19 protein-coding genes and 1 pseudogene are annotated in these 20158 nt (G+C 45.4%); 8 read left to right on the forward strand and 12 right to left on the reverse strand.

All coding sequences use genetic code 11. The features are described 5' to 3' along the window. Nucleotides 1–436 precede the first annotated feature (436 nt). Together RID09_RS07810 and RID09_RS07815 are read left to right on the forward strand one after the other, a co-directional pair. Nucleotides 437–1270: a WecB/TagA/CpsF family glycosyltransferase gene (locus RID09_RS07810; protein WP_446335382.1), complete on the forward strand. Its 834-nt coding sequence runs from the start codon at nt 437–439 to the stop codon at nt 1268–1270. 318 nt (nt 1271–1588) lie between these two features. Continuing rightward, on the forward strand, nt 1589–2383 hold the full coding sequence (locus RID09_RS07815) for a DUF3153 domain-containing protein (protein ID WP_446335383.1): 795 nt from the start codon (nt 1589–1591) through the stop codon (nt 2381–2383). Nucleotides 2384–2410: 27 nt separating this feature from the next. On the opposite strand, the gene cobS is transcribed toward RID09_RS07815, so the two are convergent. Continuing rightward, nucleotides 2411–3202 carry an adenosylcobinamide-GDP ribazoletransferase gene (cobS, locus tag RID09_RS07820; protein ID WP_446335384.1) on the reverse strand — a complete coding sequence of 264 codons (792 nt, stop codon included), beginning with the start codon at nt 3200–3202 and terminating at the stop codon, nt 2411–2413. Between the two features lie 396 nt (nt 3203–3598). Between cobS and RID09_RS07825 the strand changes: the two genes are divergently transcribed. Both RID09_RS07825 and tgt read left to right on the forward strand, forming a co-directional pair. Next, complete coding sequence (locus RID09_RS07825) at nt 3599–4051, forward strand: hypothetical protein (protein ID WP_446335385.1); 453 nt, start codon at nt 3599–3601, stop codon at nt 4049–4051. A gap of 299 nt (nt 4052–4350) precedes the next feature. Further along, nucleotides 4351–5496: a tRNA guanosine(34) transglycosylase Tgt gene (tgt, locus tag RID09_RS07830; RefSeq protein WP_446335386.1), complete on the forward strand. Its 1146-nt coding sequence runs from the start codon at nt 4351–4353 to the stop codon at nt 5494–5496. Nucleotides 5497–5543: 47 nt separating this feature from the next. Here the strand turns inward: tgt and RID09_RS07835 are convergent, their stop codons facing one another. The 5 genes from RID09_RS07835 to RID09_RS07855 all read right to left on the reverse strand — a co-directional run bounded on the left by RID09_RS07835 (nt 5544) and on the right by RID09_RS07855 (nt 9820). Next, nucleotides 5544–6650, reverse strand: coding sequence for a mechanosensitive ion channel family protein (locus RID09_RS07835; RefSeq protein WP_446335387.1), 1107 nt, complete (start codon nt 6648–6650; stop codon nt 5544–5546). A gap of 205 nt (nt 6651–6855) precedes the next feature. After that, complete coding sequence (locus RID09_RS07840; protein ID WP_446335388.1) at nt 6856–7047, reverse strand: chlorophyll a/b-binding protein; 192 nt, start codon at nt 7045–7047, stop codon at nt 6856–6858. A gap of 292 nt (nt 7048–7339) precedes the next feature. Beyond that, a complete protein-coding gene (locus RID09_RS07845; RefSeq protein WP_446335389.1) occupies nt 7340–7765 on the reverse strand; it encodes a hypothetical protein in 426 nt (141 codons plus the stop codon). A 575-nt stretch (nt 7766–8340) separates the two neighbouring features. Then, on the reverse strand, nt 8341–9186 hold the full coding sequence (locus tag RID09_RS07850; protein ID WP_446335390.1) for a transglutaminase-like domain-containing protein: 846 nt from the start codon (nt 9184–9186) through the stop codon (nt 8341–8343). A 223-nt stretch (nt 9187–9409) separates the two neighbouring features. After that, entirely contained in the window at nt 9410–9820 is a 411-nt protein-coding gene (locus RID09_RS07855; protein ID WP_446335391.1) for a DUF2294 domain-containing protein, read from the reverse strand. A 276-nt stretch (nt 9821–10096) separates the two neighbouring features. On the opposite strand from RID09_RS07855, the gene RID09_RS07860 reads away from it, so the two are divergent. Further along, entirely contained in the window at nt 10097–10882 is a 786-nt protein-coding gene (locus RID09_RS07860; RefSeq protein WP_446335392.1) for a response regulator transcription factor, read from the forward strand. 176 nt (nt 10883–11058) lie between these two features. On the opposite strand, the gene RID09_RS07865 is transcribed toward RID09_RS07860, so the two are convergent. Beyond that, the gene (locus RID09_RS07865) at nt 11059–11853 is read right to left on the reverse strand and encodes an ABC transporter ATP-binding protein (protein ID WP_446335393.1); all 795 of its coding nucleotides are present in this window, start codon (nt 11851–11853) and stop codon (nt 11059–11061) included. 199 nt (nt 11854–12052) lie between these two features. Between RID09_RS07865 and RID09_RS07870 the strand changes: the two genes are divergently transcribed. Further along, complete coding sequence (locus tag RID09_RS07870) at nt 12053–13297, forward strand: RNA-guided endonuclease InsQ/TnpB family protein (RefSeq protein ID WP_446335394.1); 1245 nt, start codon at nt 12053–12055, stop codon at nt 13295–13297. 7 nt (nt 13298–13304) lie between these two features. Here RID09_RS07870 and RID09_RS07875 read toward each other — a convergent pair whose 3' ends face one another. From RID09_RS07875 to RID09_RS07890, 4 genes and pseudogenes are all read right to left on the reverse strand, one after another. After that, the gene (locus tag RID09_RS07875) at nt 13305–14489 is read right to left on the reverse strand and encodes a hypothetical protein (RefSeq protein WP_446335395.1); all 1185 of its coding nucleotides are present in this window, start codon (nt 14487–14489) and stop codon (nt 13305–13307) included. Between the two features lie 50 nt (nt 14490–14539). Beyond that, the gene (locus RID09_RS07880) at nt 14540–15136 is read right to left on the reverse strand and encodes a hypothetical protein (protein ID WP_446335396.1); all 597 of its coding nucleotides are present in this window, start codon (nt 15134–15136) and stop codon (nt 14540–14542) included. A gap of 16 nt (nt 15137–15152) precedes the next feature. Continuing rightward, nucleotides 15153–15662, reverse strand: coding sequence for a hypothetical protein (locus RID09_RS07885; RefSeq protein ID WP_446335397.1), 510 nt, complete (start codon nt 15660–15662; stop codon nt 15153–15155). A 411-nt stretch (nt 15663–16073) separates the two neighbouring features. Then, nucleotides 16074–16406: pseudogene (locus tag RID09_RS07890) on the reverse strand (2Fe-2S iron-sulfur cluster-binding protein); the annotation flags it as partial. 81 nt (nt 16407–16487) lie between these two features. Here RID09_RS07890 and cimA point away from each other — a divergent pair. Then, nucleotides 16488–18143 (forward strand): citramalate synthase, encoded by a 1656-nt coding sequence (gene cimA / locus RID09_RS07895; RefSeq protein ID WP_446335398.1) that lies wholly within the window; start codon nt 16488–16490, stop codon nt 18141–18143. A 365-nt stretch (nt 18144–18508) separates the two neighbouring features. Next, the gene (locus RID09_RS07900; RefSeq protein WP_446335399.1) at nt 18509–18727 is read left to right on the forward strand and encodes a DUF4327 family protein; all 219 of its coding nucleotides are present in this window, start codon (nt 18509–18511) and stop codon (nt 18725–18727) included. A 46-nt stretch (nt 18728–18773) separates the two neighbouring features. Here RID09_RS07900 and RID09_RS07905 read toward each other — a convergent pair whose 3' ends face one another. Further along, the gene (locus RID09_RS07905; RefSeq protein ID WP_446335400.1) at nt 18774–20000 is read right to left on the reverse strand and encodes a protein kinase domain-containing protein; all 1227 of its coding nucleotides are present in this window, start codon (nt 19998–20000) and stop codon (nt 18774–18776) included. Between the last annotated feature and the right edge of the window lie 158 nt (nt 20001–20158).

Raw genomic sequence — 20158 nt, forward strand, 5'->3', positions numbered from 1 at the left:
AATCAGCAACTGTCTACCCAAAAATCGATTCTTCATAGAATCTTTATAAAATGCTTTCCCTATCTTCACGAAAACTTTATAGTAATTTGACCAACTCTCTTTCCTTACGGGCAACTGAGAATTTTACAAAAATTTGTAAAGATTGTTTAAGTACTCTTTAGCAATTGGTGGATTTAAGTTGCGATCTATGTACAACTATTGACAGAACTGAGCATTTATCAGTAAATTGCTTTCCATAAAGGATTTTATTTTCCAACCCAAAATAGGTTAACACCGAACTCCAAAGACTTAGCCAGACCATAAGGATAAACTCAAAAGCCGTTTACCGTGCGTCTTGCTCACTCTAGGTCTAAAGAAAAAAGGTTTTGGGAATTCGGGCGATAAAAAGGCGCATCCCCCCTTGGGTAGATACGAGGAAATAGAAGAGGAAAGAGGAATGAATACTCAAACGTTACCAGCCCCCAGTCAAACCAGTATCATCGGGATTGGCGTTCATCGGACAAGCTATGATGAATGTACCGACCTGATTATTCAAAACGCTAAATGGCATCTATCCTGTATAGTAGCGGCGACAGATGTGCATAGCATGATGCGCGGTTATCTTGACCCTCAAGGTCATGGCTATCGTCTCAATCATTTTTCAATAGTTACCCCCGATGGTCAGCCTGTACGCTGGGCAATGAATCTGTTTCGCAAATCCGGAGAAAAATATCTGCGCGATCGCGTCCGGGGACCTGAACTTATGTTAAGGGTGTGCGAACGAGCGGCGGCTGAAGGCGTGAGTATTTTTCTCTATGGCTCCACCGATCCGACGTTAGAACAATTACAAGTCAAGCTGACTCAAAAATTCCCCAACTTGAAAATCGCTGGAGCAATCTCTCCACCGTTTCGAGCTTTAACTCCAGAGGAAGAGGCTGAGTACGTCCAAACCATTCGCCAATCAGGAGCGGGTATCCTTTTTGTCGGACTAGGATGTCCAAAGCAAGAAGAGTGGGCGTTTACCCATCGTCATCGCTTGGATTGTCCTATACTCTGTGTCGGTGCTGCTTTTGATATGCATGCCGGTCAAGTTGACGAAGCCCCAATCTTAATGCAACAGTTCGGCTTAGAATGGCTCTATCGATTCCTGCAAGAACCCGTTCGTCTGTGGAAGCGCTATTTATTGATTAATCCGCTTTATCTGGTGCTGGTAACTTTGCAGTTCTTCAAAGTCCTGCCCCGACAAAAAAAGAATAATCGAATTGACTACCAAACTTCTCATATTATATGACTATATGAAAAGAAAGAGGATCAGATTGGTAGTACCGGAGAGCCTGCAGCTTGATAAAATACTAAGTTCTAGGTAGGACAAGGGCAGAGAGTTTGAGAATTTATTGTAATAATGCGTGCGTCAACGCCTGATCAGATAGTAGAGTAAAACGACTTCATAAAGTGGGAGATTATCAATAATTAAGTGATTCAACGCTAGAGCAAAAATGTAGGGGCGTAAGGTTTGCGGCTCCCACATACTTGAGCGGCAGAAAATCAATAAGTAATAAGTAATAAGTAATATAGGGAAAAGACGGTCACAGATAAAGGAGTAAAGTTGGTGAAACCAGCATTGATAAATGGATTGTCCGCCGTTCGTATTCTCAGTCGCCTACGGGTGATTGGGGTTGTCTTGTTGGTCTCATTACTCCTGTCTGGCTGTGTCAACTATGATGTTTTAGTTAACGTCAGGGATGAAAACCACGGCACGATTGTGCAGCAAATCCGCCTGGGGGAACAACTGAGAAGTTTTAGTAATGCTCAAGCGACTGAATGGCTTAAAAGTATTGAGCGACGTGCCAAGGAACTCCAAGGAAAAACGACGCGCCGTTCTAAGCATTCGCTTGTGGTGACAATTCCATTTAGTAATGGAGAGGAATTGACCACCAAGTTTAATCAATTTTTTAACCCAGTGAACCCAAGTCATGGGAGTGCGAAGGATAGGGGAAGCGTTGATTTACCCAGTCTGGACTCGACGTTAAGTATAAAGCAACGTAGCTTTTTTGTGGTGCAACGGAATCAGTTGAACTATGAACTGGACTTGCGATCGCTAGCGGTGCTTTCGGCAAATGGTAGTATTATTGTTAGTCCGGGTTCGCTATTGAATTTGCAGTTGAGTTTGCAGACTCCTTGGGGGGCAAACATTATTGAGCTAGGTGATAATACCATCACGCCTAAGATTTATGAGAATGGGCGTCAGCTTGTGTGGACTCTGATTCCCGGTCAACTTAACCGCCTAGCTGTGGTGTATTGGGTTCCTAGCCCTCTGGGAATTGGGACAATTGCAATTGTGCTGTTGGTATTGGCTGGTTTTTTGATTAAATATAGGTCATTTCCGGGGACGGCAACGGCTTGAGATACCCAAGGCTCAGATACCCAAGGCTCAGAGAACTATTGTCAGTAAACAGAGCAATAGGGATTCCGTCCATTCCACCACCGCCCCATAGGTATCCCCGGTATGTCCTCCCAACTGGCGGTAAAACCAGAACCCGGTCAAAAGCGCGATCGCACAACCTCCTCCAGCTAGAATTACCCCTAGCTTAAGACTACCTCCGCTCCAGATTAGGGGCAATCCACACACCCCCAGGAGTAACAATCCCCCCCACAGACTATCAATCGGCACCTGAATCCCTTGTTGATGAAACGCGCCTTTCCCGGTGGGTTTGAGGTAAGGATAAATCGAAATCGCCACCACTTGTCCCCAGCGCCCCCATCCAGCTACACTGATTAATGCCAACCAGCGATAGGTTTCAATATCGGTAAGCGCCGCCGTTTTTAGTAATAGTAGCGCGATCGCGGCCATCGCCCCAAACGCCCCAGTAACGCTATCTGCCATAACCTCCAGCCGTCGCTTAGGATCTTGTACACCTAAGCCATCTGCCGTATCCATTACGCCATCAAGATGCAGTCCTCCCGTGAGTGCTACCCAACTCACCACGATAACCCCACTCCGGGTCAGGTTAGGCATCCCCCAGTATTGCAATACGGCGTCTAGCACCGCTAAGATAACACCAATAAATAGTCCCACCCCAGGTGCCCAACGGGCAATGCGCTCAAAGTCCAACCCCCAACTCATGGGAATGGGGATACAGGTATAAAAGGTGATCGCACCCAGCCAAGACTGCCAGAACTTTTGTCCCATCTGCCACATTGATTGAACGTTAAACCACTTCATAGAGAATAATTTAATCCAGGGGGACACCGGTGCAGGGAAGCCCGGAAGCACAGGGATACAGGCGTTAGAAAGCTATTGAGCGGGTCAGGATTTGGGTTCATCGTTTACTACACAGAAATTTACGTATATTGTCCGATGAATAGCTGGCGAATATTGGGATAGTATGGTCTAGTAACCCTACTGTAATACCCGTAACACTCAAGTATTTCAGAACACAGTCCACCGGCACGAGCCTGTGGATGAATTTCTGATTCTTGATAACTACAGCTTCCGACTGAACCTTTAGCTGGGCAGTCGTTAAGAAAAGAAGTATTGGGTTTTGCAGTCGCGTCTAATCACAATGCCAATCCTCCTGGCAAGGCAATATTAGCCCCTTATGCATCATAGGCTTTACCCATGAGTTATCATCAACCTCCACGCCGACTTCCTGCCCCTTGTATTATTGATACGGGCATTATTATCAATAAACAAGACATGGGACGCCTACTCACTGATTTGGGTCGCGTCCGCTATAGTCACACAATTGATAGTAACGTGCAAAGTGAAGGGGAAGGATATGTGCTGGAAGTCTTTGCTGATTCCCGCCGTTCTACCCTAATTGCCAATCAAGCTATCTACATCAATGTCCAGAGTTTTGATTACTTGCAACTGCATCAGACGCCGGAAAAGCAGGCTTATTTTGATTTAGTCCAGGAGAACCGTCGGCTGAGGCTGATTCCTCTATCCAACCCGTTACAGGAGCAATCCGTCGAAACCCTCAACGCCGAAGCCTTAGAAGCCATGGTTACCCAAGTCCTCAATGCCCGGTGGGACGTACAAATTGATGATGAGGGCGAATGTCCTTTCTAATCGGTTTGGCTGTCCGAACAGAGCAAGTACAACAAGGCTCCCAGGCTACAGTTGTTTATGGCAGGGTTTCTGCTTTTTCCTCTGTTGTTAACAGCTGGGTATTTGCCGCCCTACTATACTCGGTCATTGCGGAGTGAATCTGAGGGAAGCGAAAACCAGAACAAGATTTTCCGCTGTTATTGGTGTATGCCTTTTATCCTTGACGACTGATTCGCTGGCATTGTCAAAAAACCCTGACAGTACACAAAACAGATGATGAGCCACAATAATCAAAGCACGATCACGAACCCTTAACCGCGTTGGCTCAAACATACAATTCATTTTCCTTCCAATGTCAGGCATGGTGCAGCCAAACCAAGGCACGCGCCGGTTTACTGCACAGTCCCCATGGTCTGATAGAAACACCCCGGTTTATGCCCGTGGGTACTTTGGCAACGGTCAAAACTCTAACGCCTGCTCAGTTAGAAGCGGCACAAGCACAAATTATTCTCGCTAATACCTATCATTTGCACCTGCAACCCGGAGAAGGGATTGTCCAGCAAGCGGGAGGATTGCATCACTTCATGGGTTGGCATCGCCCTATTTTGACGGATTCGGGCGGCTTTCAGGTTTTTAGTTTAAGTAAGTTGCGCCAAATTAGTGAAGAGGGTGTGGTTTTTCGTTCGCCTCGGGATGGACGATTGATTAATCTCACCCCAGAACGGTCAATCGCTATCCAAAATGCCCTAGGGGCGGATATTATTATGGCATTTGATGAATGTCCCCCTTATCCGGCGAGTCGTTCGCAGATTGAGGCGTCACTGGAACGAACGGATCGCTGGCTTAAGCGCTGTATCAATGCTCACACTCGTGCGGATCAGCAAGCGCTGTTTGGTATTGTTCAGGGTGGTGTTTATCTGGATTTGCGTCGTCAGGCGGCTGAGTCTTTGGTGTCTTTGGATTTACCGGGCTACGCCATTGGTGGGGTGAGTGTGGGGGAACCGGTGGAATTTATCCATGAAATCGTAGCAGCGACGGCACCGTATTTACCCGCCAATAAGCCACGGTATTTGATGGGGGTGGGGACGTATCGAGAAATGGCACGCGCGATCGCAGCTGGTGTGGATTTATTTGATTGTGTGATTCCCACGCGCTTAGGGCGTCATGGGGCGGCGTTGGTTCAGGGGGAACGGTGGAATTTGAAAAATGCTCGGTTTCGTGAGGATTTTACGGCGTTGGATTCGACTTGTCCCTGTTATTGCTGTCAGAACTTTAGCCGCGCCTATCTGAGTCATCTGGTGCGATCGCGGGAAGCTTTGGGCTTTATGTTAATCTCCCTGCATAATGTTACGGAGTTGATTCGCTTTACTCAAGGGATTCGAGAGGCGATTTTTCGGGATACCTTTACCACAGATTTTGCCCGGTGGCTAGGGGATGAGGTTGATATGACATCCTCCCAGCACTAAGTCAAAGATTATAGGGCGGGCTTCCCTTTTTCACAACAAAGATTTGCTCAATGTCTGCCATCAGCAACCAACGCACTTAAAGAATCGCTAATTTCTCCCGTGTTGAGATTCCCAAAATAGGTGATTTGGGTGGGGTAAGCAAACTCAATCTGACGCGCTTCAAATTCCTGTTTAAGCTGTAAATTAAGCTGCTGTTGGATATCCATATAGAGGTTGTAATCACTGCTCAAAACGTAATAGACAACCTCAAAATTTAAGCTAAAATCCCCGTAATCGCTAAAATGCGCCCGGTCAAAGGTAGTATTCTCCAAATTTTCAATAATACCTTGGACAATTCCGGGGATGCTTTGCAGCTTAGATTGAGAGGTTTCATACAGCACGCCAAATTTAAACGCTACCCGTCGTTTAGGCATCCGTTTATAGTTGCGAATCCGCGAATTAGTTAAATCGGTGTTGGCAAAAACGAGTTGTTCTCCACTTAAACTCCGCAGGCGGGTTGTTTTAATGCCAATATGTTCGACTGATCCGAGGAAATCATCAACAATGATAAAATCTCCCAATTCAAAGGGACGATCAAAGAGGATAGAGAAGTAGCTGAATAAATCCTGGAGGAAGCCTTGAGAGGCTAAAGCAATTGCCACACCACCAATGCCTAATCCAGCTACAACAGCGGAGATATCAAAACCCAGATTATCTAACAAAAAGACAATTCCCAGCGCCCAAATAGCAATCCGAGCCGCCGGAATCAACGCATCAAGCGCTTGCTCGACTGTTTCACTTTGGCGGCGAGTTAGCCAATAAAGCCGGAAACCGTATTCCACCAGAGAAACCAAGAGGCGAATTCCCAAAATCGTGGCAATAATCAACGTCAATGCATCAATCACCTGATCCAGAATCGGATGTAAGGTGAGATTGGCAATTGCCACATAAAACGTGCCAACGTAAAGCAGAGGAATCACGGCTCGCTCAACGAGCCGGATTAGGGAATCATCCAGTAGGGTTGTGGTTTTCGCCGCCCAATTTTTGAGCTGTCTTATAATCACTTTGCGGAGAATTTTGATCAGAAAAACCCCCACAACCAAAATGATTAAGGCGATGAGATAGTCGGCAACTTGATTGTCTAAAAAGGTAACCTGTAAAAAATCTAGCGTCATGAACTCCTTAAGCGAATGATACTGATCCTCATTAGGATTAACGGTTTTTCTCAATCAGGCATCAACCTTAAGACAGAAATGAAATTCCCTCCCCAAGACGGCGGGGAGGGTTAGGGAGGGTTCAAGTTAAGGTATTACTTTCTTTTTGACCTTAAGTTGACACCCATGGATATATCGTCTCCCTACACTGAGGAACCAACGACGCTTACATGATTCCTAATGCGTGTAGAACTCCTTGACCCGAAAAGTACTCAACGAATAGGGCAATAATGAAGCCTAGCATGGCTAGACGACCATTCCAAATTTCGGCTTGGGGGCTGAAGCCAAATCTCCAAGCATTGCGTTGTTCGGGACTGGTGAGGGTTTCGGGTGCTGGTGTAGTGGGTTGGTTTGTCATACTCTAATTCTCCGGTTAAGTTATCTATGATTGCCTTTGTAAATAAATGTAACGTTAATTGAGGCTAATGTTATCCCTCTTAGGTGAGAAACTTCTGGATTGTTTATCTTTCGTTATCGATGTTAGTGATGCTTCATTCACCTGACTCGCGCTCAAAATTTAGCTCCCCCTCGCATCCTCCTTAAAAAGGGGGAGCTTTTATTAAGGAAGGGTTTTAGCCTTCAGTTGACAAAGGCTTTGCGCTCCTACAGTTTCCAGTTGAGAATAATGCCATATCTGAATTAAAACTGGATTATTTACCATCACTCATCCGATCAAGTGTTAATTTTTCTGTGTCGTTCAAGGATGCTTCAGATTTTTTAGCTTTTTCGGCTTTATCAGCTATCGATTCCCATTTACGGCTTGCCTTTTTCCGTCCATATTCGATCGCCTGCTTTCTTTTCTCGGTTTTGCCGATCAATTCTTTGGTTGTCTCTAAGCCATCAAATGCCTTTTCTGACGCCTTTTTCGCTTGCTCAGCCCCTTTATCTAAATCTACAGATTCCTCAGATTGGGGATGAGCTGGGGTTAATTGTGCGGTTGGAGTTAGAGGGGTAGCTAAGGCGGCGCTATTATTGTTAATGATCGCTAAACCGAAAACTAGGCAAATTGGAATTAAGCACAAGGCGAGGATTTGACGCAGTTTGCTGAGTTGTAATTTCATGTTTAATAACGGCATAATAGTCTTTAAAGGGAACAGGGGACAGGGAATAGGGAACAGGGAATAGGCGATTTAAATGCACATCAGCTTATTCTTTTTTTTGGACTAAACCTACCCTGACAAGTCTATCAAATGGTTCTGGAGCTTGCATTATGGATGCTCTTGGCGTCTGTGGAGACTCTCCAGAACTCTGAGCATACTTTCCAATAGTGGCAATAAACCCCTACAATTTCCTTCATACTAAAGACAGAAAAAAGGAAAATTTGACCCTTCGTTTCGTTGGAGGGAACCTGGTTTTGACCCTTTGCTTCTCTCAAGAGCATCAGAATCTGGACAGCTCGGCGATCATTGCGTTAATGATTCCTACTTTTGCTATATTAGGGCTTGCTGCAAAACTGCCAAACCCTTATGGATCAAGGCTTTGAGTGGCATTGATATTTGCTCCTGTTCAAGGAGGGAGGGTTTAACCCTTTTATACCCTTGCACCGCTATCAGGGAAAATGTACTATGGCTCCCCCGGCTTCCCCGGCTTCCCCTGCTCCCCCGGCTTCCAGAACTCCCTACCCCCACCACCAGACTCCCTGCAGCAACCCCTATATTAGTGCGATCGCGCGATCGGTATAGTCGGGTAGATGAGGCGTTTTCCCATCTTGATCCGGAACCGCTTCGACAAAAACATCCTTATACTCCATCTGAACATTGCCAAAAATAGTCGCAAAGGCTACGTCAGCAGCATCTCGCCCTATCCCAATCCGAATGAACCCATTACAGGGGGCGAGTCTAGTAGGGTCAAACAAATACCAGCGATCGCCTAAATACGCCTCAAAATAAGCATGGAAATCTGGAGGTTCTAAATTGTAGGCATATCCAGTAACAAATCGAGCCGGAATATTTAACGCCCGACAAAAAGCAATCCCTAAATGGGCAAAATCTCGACAAACCCCCGCTCGTTCTGTTGCGGTATCATAAGCCGAGGTATGTTGATTGGTGCTACCTGACAAATAGGTGACGTTATCGTAAATCCAGTTACAGATAGCCGTAACTCGGGAATAGTCAGGAATCAAATCACCAAACTCATGCTGTGCCAGACGCATAAGCCGATCTGACTCACAGTAACGCGATGGGTAGAGGTAATGTAAGTTTTCTAATGGTAACTTAGCCGGAGGAATTTCCGCAATCGAACTGGGATCTTCATCCTGATAAGATAAATCCACAGTTGCTTGATAAGAAATCTGCAAGTCACCTGGGGATGCATTGATTCGTAGATATCGGTTTTCCATCACAGGAGTAACATACTCCTCATAATTCATGGATGGTTCTATTTGCAAGCTTTCTTGCAGGATTTTTTGAAATTTTTTCTCAACAACACTGAGATTAAAAATAAGGGTGCTACTTGCTGCAACACTATAGTTTAATTTACAGCCCAGATTGAATTTCATAATCTAAAGGAGAATGAGTTTTGAGTTTTTCTCTAGTAAAGTAAATTTGCCATTATTTTGCATTTATATTAATCTTCCTTAAGTCACATTTTTTAAATCGACAATATCGAGTATAATTGCGATAAAAATAGAATTTTTATTGAAAATAACAAATTATAAATTATAAATAACCAATGGCTAATGACGATCTTAGCGTTAACCTGTGCCCACCTACTTCTTAATCTTAAGAAGCTTTATGAGTCGGCTGTTTGGCGGCTGAACCCGAAGAGCGACATTGAGGAGGCTCGGCTAACACCGCGATGATTCCCACCCTTTTGGTTTCTAGGGTGGTATCGCTAAGCAAATCAACCACCTCTACTCCCAAAATCTCCTGGATTAGCTCTCTTAATAGAGGCTTGATCGCGGCATTCAAATCCGATCGCACCTGCTGGGTTAGGGCTTCCTCTCCCTGGTTAGCGAGTAACTGCTCTGGCTGAGTAACGGCATCTTCCAGAATAAGCGTAACTCTATTGCCTTGAATACTGCTAGTTATTTGGCTCGGTTGATGCCCAAGTTGCTCACGGTACAGTGATTGTACTTCTTGGGAGAGGTTGCGTTCCAACTGCCCACGGGTCGGAAGTGCTTTTTTTGACATAGACGTAACGGACGTAACGTAGAGGACGATAGCAATGAATTAGCTCAGATGGATGCTTGGAAATTAAGCGTATCACAAAATGTCACACTCAAACTCTTGATCGCACAGGTTGCATCTGCTCACGTCCACCAAGTCCTCTGGGAGCATTTTATGAGATGCATTAGTAGCCAAGATATGACCAATGGCGAATCACTATCTAGAGTAACAGTTGTTACAAAATCTTGACATTAGCTTTGTTAACCTAAGTAACAACCCCGAAAAAGGAAGCAAAATGCCGTGGGATCATCGGTTTGTATTCAGATTATCGAGGGAAATCCCCATTTGCGATCGCTGCTAGGTTGGCACTTGCAGCAGGCGGACTATTGGGTTTATCAATCCGCCACCCTCTATCAAGCCAGAGAGACATTCTACAATCGCCAACCCACTCTCGTCATTCTCGACTCTGACTTGCCCGATGGCGATGGAGTAGAGTTTTGCCGCTGGATTCAGCAGCAGCGACGTTCGTTAATTTTAATGCTGTCTGCCCGTAATCACGAAGCCGATATTGTCCAAGGGTTAAAAGCCGGTGCTGATGATTATCTGACTAAACCCTTTGGGATGCAGGAATTTCTGGCAAGAGTTGAGGCGCTGATTCGACGCATCCGGATGACGGCTGTACCAATGACGCTGGAATATGGTGATCTCAAAATTGATTTAGTCCAGCGCCGGGTTTGTTACCAAGGGGAGTTTGTTGATTTAACGCCTCAGGAATTTAGTTTGCTCTACGTCTTAACCCAAGCTGAAGGACTACCATTGAGTCGTTCTGAATTACTACGTCGGGCGTGGCCCGATGCTATTGACAATCCCCGTACTATTGATACCCATGTCCTCTCGTTGCGTAAAAAAATTGAAACTGATCCCCGACAACCGAGTTTAATTCAAACGGTACGGAATGTCGGTTATCGGTTTAATCCAGACATGCTGGAGAGGAGCCAATCAACTGTAGGAGGACAAGAGAATAATTATCCGACTTCTCGATCCAATGCCGCACCCGTAGCCGCGAGTACAGCTTGGGGGCAATAGTTCCAGGTGCAGGGGAAGCAATGTAGAGACGCGATGCAAGAAGCGTCTGGGAGTTAAGTGTTGCAGTGACTCAGGGCGGGTTTTGAACAAAACAAATGTTATTATCAATAGCTTGCGCGAAATCCCTAAACCCGCCCCTATACTCACTCGTCATGCCTTATGCGCCAAGTGAAGGGTCAAAACTCCTCTACCCCCCACTCTTGAGCCGCTTGCGCTTGGGCTTTTACTAAGGAATCTCGTAACAGGTTCCAGTCCATATTAGTCGCTGATGTATCTTGCATGAGCTGACCTGTCTGTAAATACAATATCCGATTACAGAAGAGTTTAGCCATGTCTAACTGATGATTAACCATTAAAACGGTAATCTGATCCTGATCCGCCATGTCAGCCAAGACACCCAGAACATGAGAGGCTGTCCCCGCATCGAGGGCGGATGTGGGTTCATCCAGTAAGATAATTTGGGGTTGACAAATTAAAGCCCGCGCGATCGCAACCAGTTGTCGCTGTCCGACTGAAAGTTGTAATTCGGTGCGTTCCAGCCAATTTTCTGGGATGTGAAGCCGTTCCCCATAGGTTTGAATCCGTTGTGCGATCGCGGATTTTCCTAGCTGCTGTAACACCAATGGATAAGCCAGCGCCTCCCGTACCGTCATTCCCAATAATTTTGGTTCTTGGGGAACCAGCATAATTTGCCGTCGTAACTGAAGCACAGGAATAGTCTGAATCTCTTGATTATCCAGATAAATCTTACCGCTGGTTGGCTCACTCAATCGGTTCAACAGCCGCAGCAGTGAACTTTTGCCTGCACCAGACGGACCAATTAAGGTTATGCGATCGCCTTTAGCTACCTCAAAAGAAATATCACCCAGAATAGTGGTTCCTGGAATCGCCCCTTTAGCTGATGTGACAAAACTCACTTGCTTCAGTTGGAGTTGAGCAACCGTCGGGGATAATGAATAATCATATACCATGGGCGAGTTCATTCTTAACTAGAGGTACAGTCTCATGGTTACAAAATAGCGAAGGTGAAAGCCCCCGTATTTCAATCGGGGGATGAAACCGAGCGATGCGTCCTTTTGCAGCAACTTTAGTTGCGAGTCATTTCATCCTGATAGCACTTAACCAATAATGTAGTATAATACCAACAAACATTGCAAGAAATCGAAGCAAGTGTTTAACCTAATTTACGAGTTTAAGTTAAAACCAACTGGCGCTCAAATAGCCACTTTTGAGGAGTGGCTAGAACAATGTCGTCGAGTGTATAACTACGCTCTAAGTGAGCGAAAAGATTGGGTGAACTCTCGTAAATGTCCGATAAATGCTTGCTCGATTAAAAGCGAGTACATCATACCTGCCGACAGAAAAGCACCCACCTATTCCAGCCAGTGTGGAAGTCTCACCCAAGCTAAAAAGAATATCCCTGAACTCAAGAAAGTACACTCACAAGTGCTACAACAAACCCTTAAACGTTTGCAATTGGCATTCGAGGGAATGTGGAAGAATGGGAGAGGCTTTCCACGGTACAAGAAAGCAGGTCGGATGCGGTCATTCGTATTTCCCAGCTTGAGCAATCAACCCATTGAAGGGAGTCATGTTAGGCTACCCAAGATGGGATTAATCAAATTCAAGCAATCCCGTTCAATACCTGAAGATGCAGTCATCAAACAGGCGCGGGTTGTGAGACGGGCATCCGGCTGGTATGTACAACTAACCCTGCAATGGAAAGTAGATGTACCGGAAATCAATCCATCGGGTACGTCAATAGGAATAGATGTCGGTATCAGCCATTTTGCCGCCGTGTCTAATGGGCGATTGTTCGCCAATCCACAACCGTTTAAGCGACTAGAACGCAAGCTTAAATCGCTGCAACGAAAAGTAACTAATAAGCGGTTCGGGTCAAACAATCGCGCCAAGGCACAAGCCAAGGTGAGCCGACTACATGAGCGGATAGCCAACACCCGAAAAAATTACCACTGGGAGTTAGCCCATAACCTCTGTGATTGGGCGGAAATGATATTTGCCGAACAACTCAACCTGAAGGCTCTCTCGCGGGGATTCCTCTCCAAACACTGCCTAGATGCAGGTTGGGGGCAGTTTCTGGATATCCTTTCCCAATGTTGTTTCAAGCGAGGGGTGTACTTCCAGAAAGTACCCGCAGCGGGAACCAGTCAGACCTGTCCCAAGTGCCTAAAAGAGACAGGCAGAAAGAAACTCTCACAGCGGGTACACAAATGTCAGTTTTGTGGGTACACCTGCGATAGAGATGTAGCAGCCGCCAAGGTAGTAGAAATTAGAGGATTGCAAGCCGTGGGACACACGGTGGGTAAGCTTTCTGAGGGTAAAGGTCACGTCCTGGAAGACGCTAAACTCTGCCTCCCTACGACGGAAGAATCACCCACGCTTTCAGCCGGGTGAGTGTCAACTATTGTTCTCCTGATTCGTCTACTTCTCTGACGTTTCCCACATTTACGGTAGTTTCTGCCCGGGCAATCACATCTTTAGCTAACCTTTCACTAAATCCCACCGTAAACGCGATCGCAAAATAAAATAATTCCTCTTTTCTACCTGTAGCATTGGTTGGGTTCGTATCTAGGGGAACAAGTCCAGAACTAATCAAGGCATACATAAAAACACCAAATGATGCTCCAATTACTGGCTTAAATGCCCCGATTAAAAATGGAATGATTGGATCGAGAATTTCTCGAAACTCTACATCAAATTCCTTAAGTCTAATTAAAATACTGACCACACTCCCCAACGCTCCAGATGCCCCAACCACAAACACTCGGAAAATAACTTGAGAATCTTCTGGAGATAAAGAAATATTTTCCAAACCAAAGGGCAAGGTTATGGTTAATTGGTTAGCCGCTTGATTTTGTTCCTTCATTAATTGAAGTTGATCCTTGACATCATCTAGCGATGCCAAGGTTGATTCAATCGTGCTGATTCTTTCTTCCAGCGTTTGACCGCTTTCCCCAGCAACTGAGCTTAACGCTCTTTGTGGAGCCTCCATACCTGCTAAGGTTTGTTCTATTTCCCTGCGTTCATTGCTAATTTTCTCCAAGGATTGACTAACTTGGGCTATTTCTGAAGTTTGAGTTCCATAATTCAAAAAATAAACAGAAGAAACCAGCGCAATAATCCCCGCCAACGAAAAAGGGAAACACAGTCCGATGATTACTTTGGTTGGTACTGAATCTAAATAGTAAATATCGATAAAAGTATTATAAATTGATCGTCTTAGTATGATAAAAAATGATTCGTGTCTCCGTAACGAGCGCAACAGTCTCAGGCGGGTTCGTTTTACCAGAGAAATACTAGCTTTGCCATCCACAACAAATTTAATCGCTGGAATTAAAACATCAATGATACTGGTAAGTTCAAGAACTCTTGGTTCATGTCCTTTGTCAACTTGCTTCTTTTTTATACTCAGTCTTTCAAGCCTCTGAATAAAGACTAAAATACTAGAAGTTTCGTCAAGAATTTCTTGGCGAGACTTTGGCAATTTATCAATATTTGTTTCTTTATTGACTAATTCATTAACTAATTGCATAATTTCTTGCTTTTTGATAGCGAAATTATGCATATAGTCTTGAGTTGAATTCATTCTAGGCTTCCCGATACATCATCGTTCCCAGGCAGAGCCTCCCTTAATTTTCAAGGGAGCAAACCTTGACTAAAAACCGTCCAAATTGTCCAACCATCTACGAGTAATAACAATAGCGTCAATCCTAGCAAAATTAGATACATCCAAGGTTGTGCCAATGGACGAATATCGGTGGTATCGATACCTGTATAAGTTTCTACTAATTTAACTAACCGAGCAAATCCCACCACACGCATGGGTAGTAAATACGCCTGAGCCGATGACTGACTCACAAAATAGTAAACCAATCCTCCTTGTCCCGTCGTCCGCATTTTTAAATCTTTAACATCCGCCCAAGGTAACTCCCAACCCTTACGGAAAAAGCGGGGAACCCATTTCGGATAAGTCACCTGAATTTTCTCATCATCCACAATTACTCGTTCACTCAACGCCCCATAAAGCGCTAATAACCCCAAACCAATTCCTCCCCACAACAATGCTGACGGTACAGATGCCGAAGACACTTGAGCTAAAAAGGGTAGAGGTACAGTGAGCGCCACGTATAGACTCAAAAGAGTGATCCGAATTAAGGGAGAAAGGCGAAACGTGGACGGACTAGGCGGAGTTTGTTGTTCTAATTTTGATAGAGTTTCAATGTTTGATGACATAGGTTTAAATTTGTCTTTATTTCCAAATTTCACAAGCTAAATCAACCAGCATTTCTAGCTTATTATTGTATTGTACTGGCATATCTGGCATATATTCTCTGATATACTTCTCGAATCTTGAAGGATTGTAAGGGCTACTCGATTTTTTAGTAGATACTCTTGCTCTGCCCTCTGGTATGTGCCGAAGCCTTTCGGCATCACTCCAATCATCGGTAGTCTGGACTAACATTTTAACTACTTGTTTAGGTTCTTGGGAAGGAAGTCTAGGCAATCTGGGGAGTTTCAAGTAAAGACGAGGAATATCTTCTGTGTTAAAGAGACAAAACTTTGCACAATAATTATTAGTATTTGTTCCATAATAAATAATTTTATTATCGTTTTTGTCGGAAATTTCTTGTATGTCCTGGTCAAGATCAATAATTCTCTGACCAATATTCAAAATTATTGTTGTTATTTCTTGCTCAGGACATTGTTTTAATATACGCTTAAGTTCCTTAAGAGAATTATTTTCAGATTTGGAATTCATTTTTTCTTATTTCACCAGTTCTTTCTTTTATCATAAGGATGAGATAAATGGATAGGGGTGCAAGCTTTCATCTGTGTCAACTTAAGGTGAAAAGCTTTTCCCTATGAGATTTTGAATCTCGTCCCCAATTTATTAAGCCACCTAACTAAAGCCGTTCGAGTTCCTTGTTCCCTCCCCTTAATAAGGGGAGGGTTAGGGAGGGGTCTATCTCGATGTATTGGGGATTTTTCATCTTAACTTGACACCAATGTAAGCCTTGCGCCCCGGAGAGCGTTTTCCAACTCGATGTAGTACATCCCATCTTTCCCAATACTGCTCGGATAAGTTCTAAGTTAATTTTTTCTTCCCCTGCTCCCCCTGCTCCCCCTGCTTCCCCAACTCCCTCAGCTCCCCCAGCTCCCCCCATCTCTGTTCCGGTGTCCACACAGCATCCTTCCCTTGTCCCCAAAAGCCGTCATATTTTGTCACCTGAACATCCCCTAAAACCTTCGTCTGACAGGCTAAACGACGATTAGCCGTAGGAGAATGGGGCGGGAGAGAACGTCTCGCCTTATCCTTCCAGTTCGCTTCTGAAACCTCCCCTTCTACCTCAACCGCACAAGTACCACAGCTACCAATTCCCATACAGTTGATAATTTTGGCATTGCCGTTGTAAAGCGCTACACCATTCGCCAGTAAAACTTTGCGTAAATTACTGCCTGGGTCACATGTAAATGTCTTCCCTTGAGCTTTTACTTTAGGCATTGATGATTTATCTATCTTAGTTACTACAGCTTTCTTTTTCTAGTTTACATTTCTTTACAATTTACACAACCATCCTCACTTATGACTTCCCAAACCCCCAACCCCATCTGGATTTACGACACAACACTGCGGGACGGTTCCCAGCGTGAAGGACTCTCCTTGTCCATCGAAGACAAACTCCGCATCGCCCGCCAACTCGACCAATTAGGGATTCCTTTCATCGAAGGCGGTTGGCCCGGTGCTAATCCTAAAGACGTGCAATTTTTCTGGCGACTCAAAGAGGAACCCCTAATCCAAGCAGAAATTGTCGCCTTTTGCTCAACGCGACGCCCTCATAAAGCGGCAGCTGATGATCCGATGCTACAAGCTATTTTGGCAGCAGGGACACATTGGGTCACTATCTTTGGTAAGTCTTGGGATCTCCATGTCACTGAAGGGTTGGGTACTACCCTCGACGAAAACCTGGCAATGATCCGCGATACCATAGAATATCTCCGCAGTCAAGGGCGGCGAGTGATTTATGATGCCGAACATTGGTTTGATGGGTATAAAAATAACCCAGATTACGCCCTGAAAACCCTGAAAGCTGCTATGGATGCGGGGGCTGAATGGTTAGTCTTTTGCGACACCAATGGCGGGACTTTACCTCATGAAATTGGTTCCATTGTCCGAGATGTCATCGAAAGCCTAGAACTTAAGACTCAGACGCGCCATGGCGCGTCTCTACATTCACCTCAATTGGGCATTCACACCCACAATGACTCCGATACCGCCGTGGCTAATGCTTTGATGAGTGTGGTGGAAGGCGTCTGTATGGTTCAGGGAACTATGAACGGCTATGGCGAACGCTGTGGTAATGCTAATCTGTGTTCCTTAATTCCTAACTTACAGCTCAAGCTAGGGTATCACTGTATTCAAGAGGAACAATTAGCCACATTGACTCAAGTGAGTCGTTCAATTAGTGAAGTCGTCAACTTAGCTCCCGATGACCATGCTGCATTTGTGGGTCGGTCGGCGTTTGCCCATAAAGGCGGGATTCACGTTTCCGCCGTCGAACGAAATCCACTCACCTACGAACATATCCCACCCGAACAGGTGGGGAATCAGCGGCGGATTGTAATTTCTGAGCAATCCGGACTCAGTAACGTTTTGGCAAAAGCCAAGAGTTTTGGACATGAACTCCACAAACAAGACGCCGCCTGTCGCCAAATCTTAGGACGCCTGAAAGAGTTAGAAAATGAGGGCTATCAATTTGAAGCCGCCGAAGCCAGTTTTGATTTACTGATGCGAGACGCCCTAGGACAGAAGCAGCAGCACTTTGACCTGAAAGGGTTTCAGGTTCACAGTGACATGCTCCAAGGTATCGGTACACCTTACAGTAATGCTATGGCGACGATTAAGGTCACGGTTAATGGTGAGGATATTTTAGAAGTGGCTGAAGGCAATGGACCCGTGTCAGCACTGGATGCCGCGTTACGGAAAGCGCTGGTGCGATTCTATCCAGAGATAGGAACGTTTTACCTGACCGACTATAAAGTGCGGATTCTAGATGGTGCGGCTGGCACATCAGCGAAAACTCGCGTGCTGGTGGAATCGAGTAATGGCAAGCAGCGCTGGACGACAGTGGGTGTTTCCGCCAATATCCTAGAAGCGTCTTATCAAGCGGTGGTTGAGGGGATTGAATATGGTCTGTTGTTACAGTCTGCCGTGAAGACAGCGGTTGAACAGAACGTGTGAACTATAGGAGAATCTAAGCCAACTGACTTAGATTCTCTTAACCCATAAAGAAAGTCCTAAGCTTTATCGCGACAGCTATAATTTTTTCTTACCCAGCTCCCCCAGCTCCCAGACGCGCTTTTGAAGCGTCTCTACATGCTCCCTCAGCTCCCCCAGCTTCCCTTAACGGCAGCAATTCTAGGCGCAATAGTAGTGATTACCGTACATTTTCCCAAAAGGGCTTGCGTAAATGCCCTCGGATGAGTTACAAAGGTATAGTAATGCTTCCTTGCCGAGCGCCAACTCTACGAACCGGCAAAATTTAAAACAGGAAGCGTTTTTTTGATCCAAGCATTTGCAAAAGTTACTTCGAGAAAATTGAGAGTATGACTCAGCAAGTTACTCACCCCATGGTGAAGATGCAGCGTCAGGTGCGTTCACTCGTGGAATCCAAGATTATCAAACCTAGCGATAGTATATGGAAAATCGCCCTGCTTTATGGCGACGAGTGGTCGTTCTGGAAAAAGGAACTCATAGAATTTGGCTTCACCATGCAAGATCCAATTGGTGACTTACTCGCCGTGGAAGCATGGGATGAAGAATAGAGATCCTGATGCCTTACAGATAAGAGCGATTACGCCAGCCAACCCTCTAGTGACAGGCGGCTAAAGCTGCTGCGAGTTCTTTCGCCGTTTGGTAGCGATCGCCAACTTTGAGTTGACACACCCGGTCGATTACTTCCCGTAATGGGGGAGCGATCGTGGGTGCTTTGGACAAGTCAAACCCATAGCCTAAACTACGGCGGCGATAAAATTTAAGCGGAGTCATCCCGGTTAACAGAAAAATCAGGGTTGGACCAATGGCATAGAGATCGGATTGAGTGACTGGAGTCCCTCGGTCTTGTTCTGGGGCGCTATACCCTTCAGCACCAATTCGAGTTCCTGGCATTGTCCCGATCTCTTTGACGGCGCCAAAATCAAGAACAACAATGCTGTTGTCTCGATGACGCACCATTAGATTCGCGGGTTTAATATCCCGATGGATCAATGGCGGATCGCTCGAATGAATATAGTCAAGAACATGACAGGTTTGAATCATCCAGTCAATGGCTTGATCTGGAGTGACAGGTCCTGCCATCAAAATCCGTTGCTCCAAATCTTGTCCGTGGATGAGCGACATGGCTAAATATTTTTTACCCCCTTCCATAAAAAAGTCGTAATACTGGGGAATTCCGTCATGATGTAAAGCTTTTAGGGCACGCGCCTCTCGCTCAAACAGTTCTTGGGCTTTGGCAATTTGTGCCATATCGGCATTCATTTCCTTGAGGACGAGTAACGTTGGGCCTCCCTCAATTTTGCCTGTACTATCCCAGGCGAGATAGGTTGTCCCCATTCCCCCCTGTCCCAGGGTTCGTAACACTTGATAGTGGCGGATAACCCGTTGTACGGGGACTAAGGGTTGACCACAGTGAATACAAAATAAATTACCGGGAGGATTGCCCGGGTGAGTGCAAGACAGTTTAGAGTTAGGCGTTGGAGAGACTAAGCCAGAACTTGGCACAGAAACCGGGTTAAGTTCAAATTTGAGCATCGGTCCTTCTCGAGCCAGCCGAATCAGGGCTTGATTCGGTATCATTTCTCGTGACACCAAGACTCCATTGAGAAACGTGCCGTTGGTTCCCTGATTAACCAACTGCCATTTATGTCCAGATCGGGCGGGGGTGACTCTCAGTTCTAGGTGATGCCGAGACACTAACGGATTGTTGAGAATCACGTCATTATCTGGCGATCGACCAATACGAATTGTAGACTGGTTGTGGAATTTCCACTGTTGTAATGGAGTGGATGCCTGCGGATGTATAAGGGTCAGCGTGACCATAGTCCTCAGTTTTTTGTTCTTAACTCAGGGCTTGTCTCAACGTATTCGCGGGAGTCCCTTGAGCCAAGATCTGGCTCTTGCCACCCGGTTTGGTATTGGTGGTTTACTATTCAGACTGATTACTGGTACTGGTTGCATAAGAGATAATCTAATCCTTT

Source organism: Coleofasciculus sp. G1-WW12-02 (assembly GCF_040219735.1).
Classification (GTDB): Bacteria; Cyanobacteriota; Cyanobacteriia; order Cyanobacteriales; family Coleofasciculaceae; genus Coleofasciculus.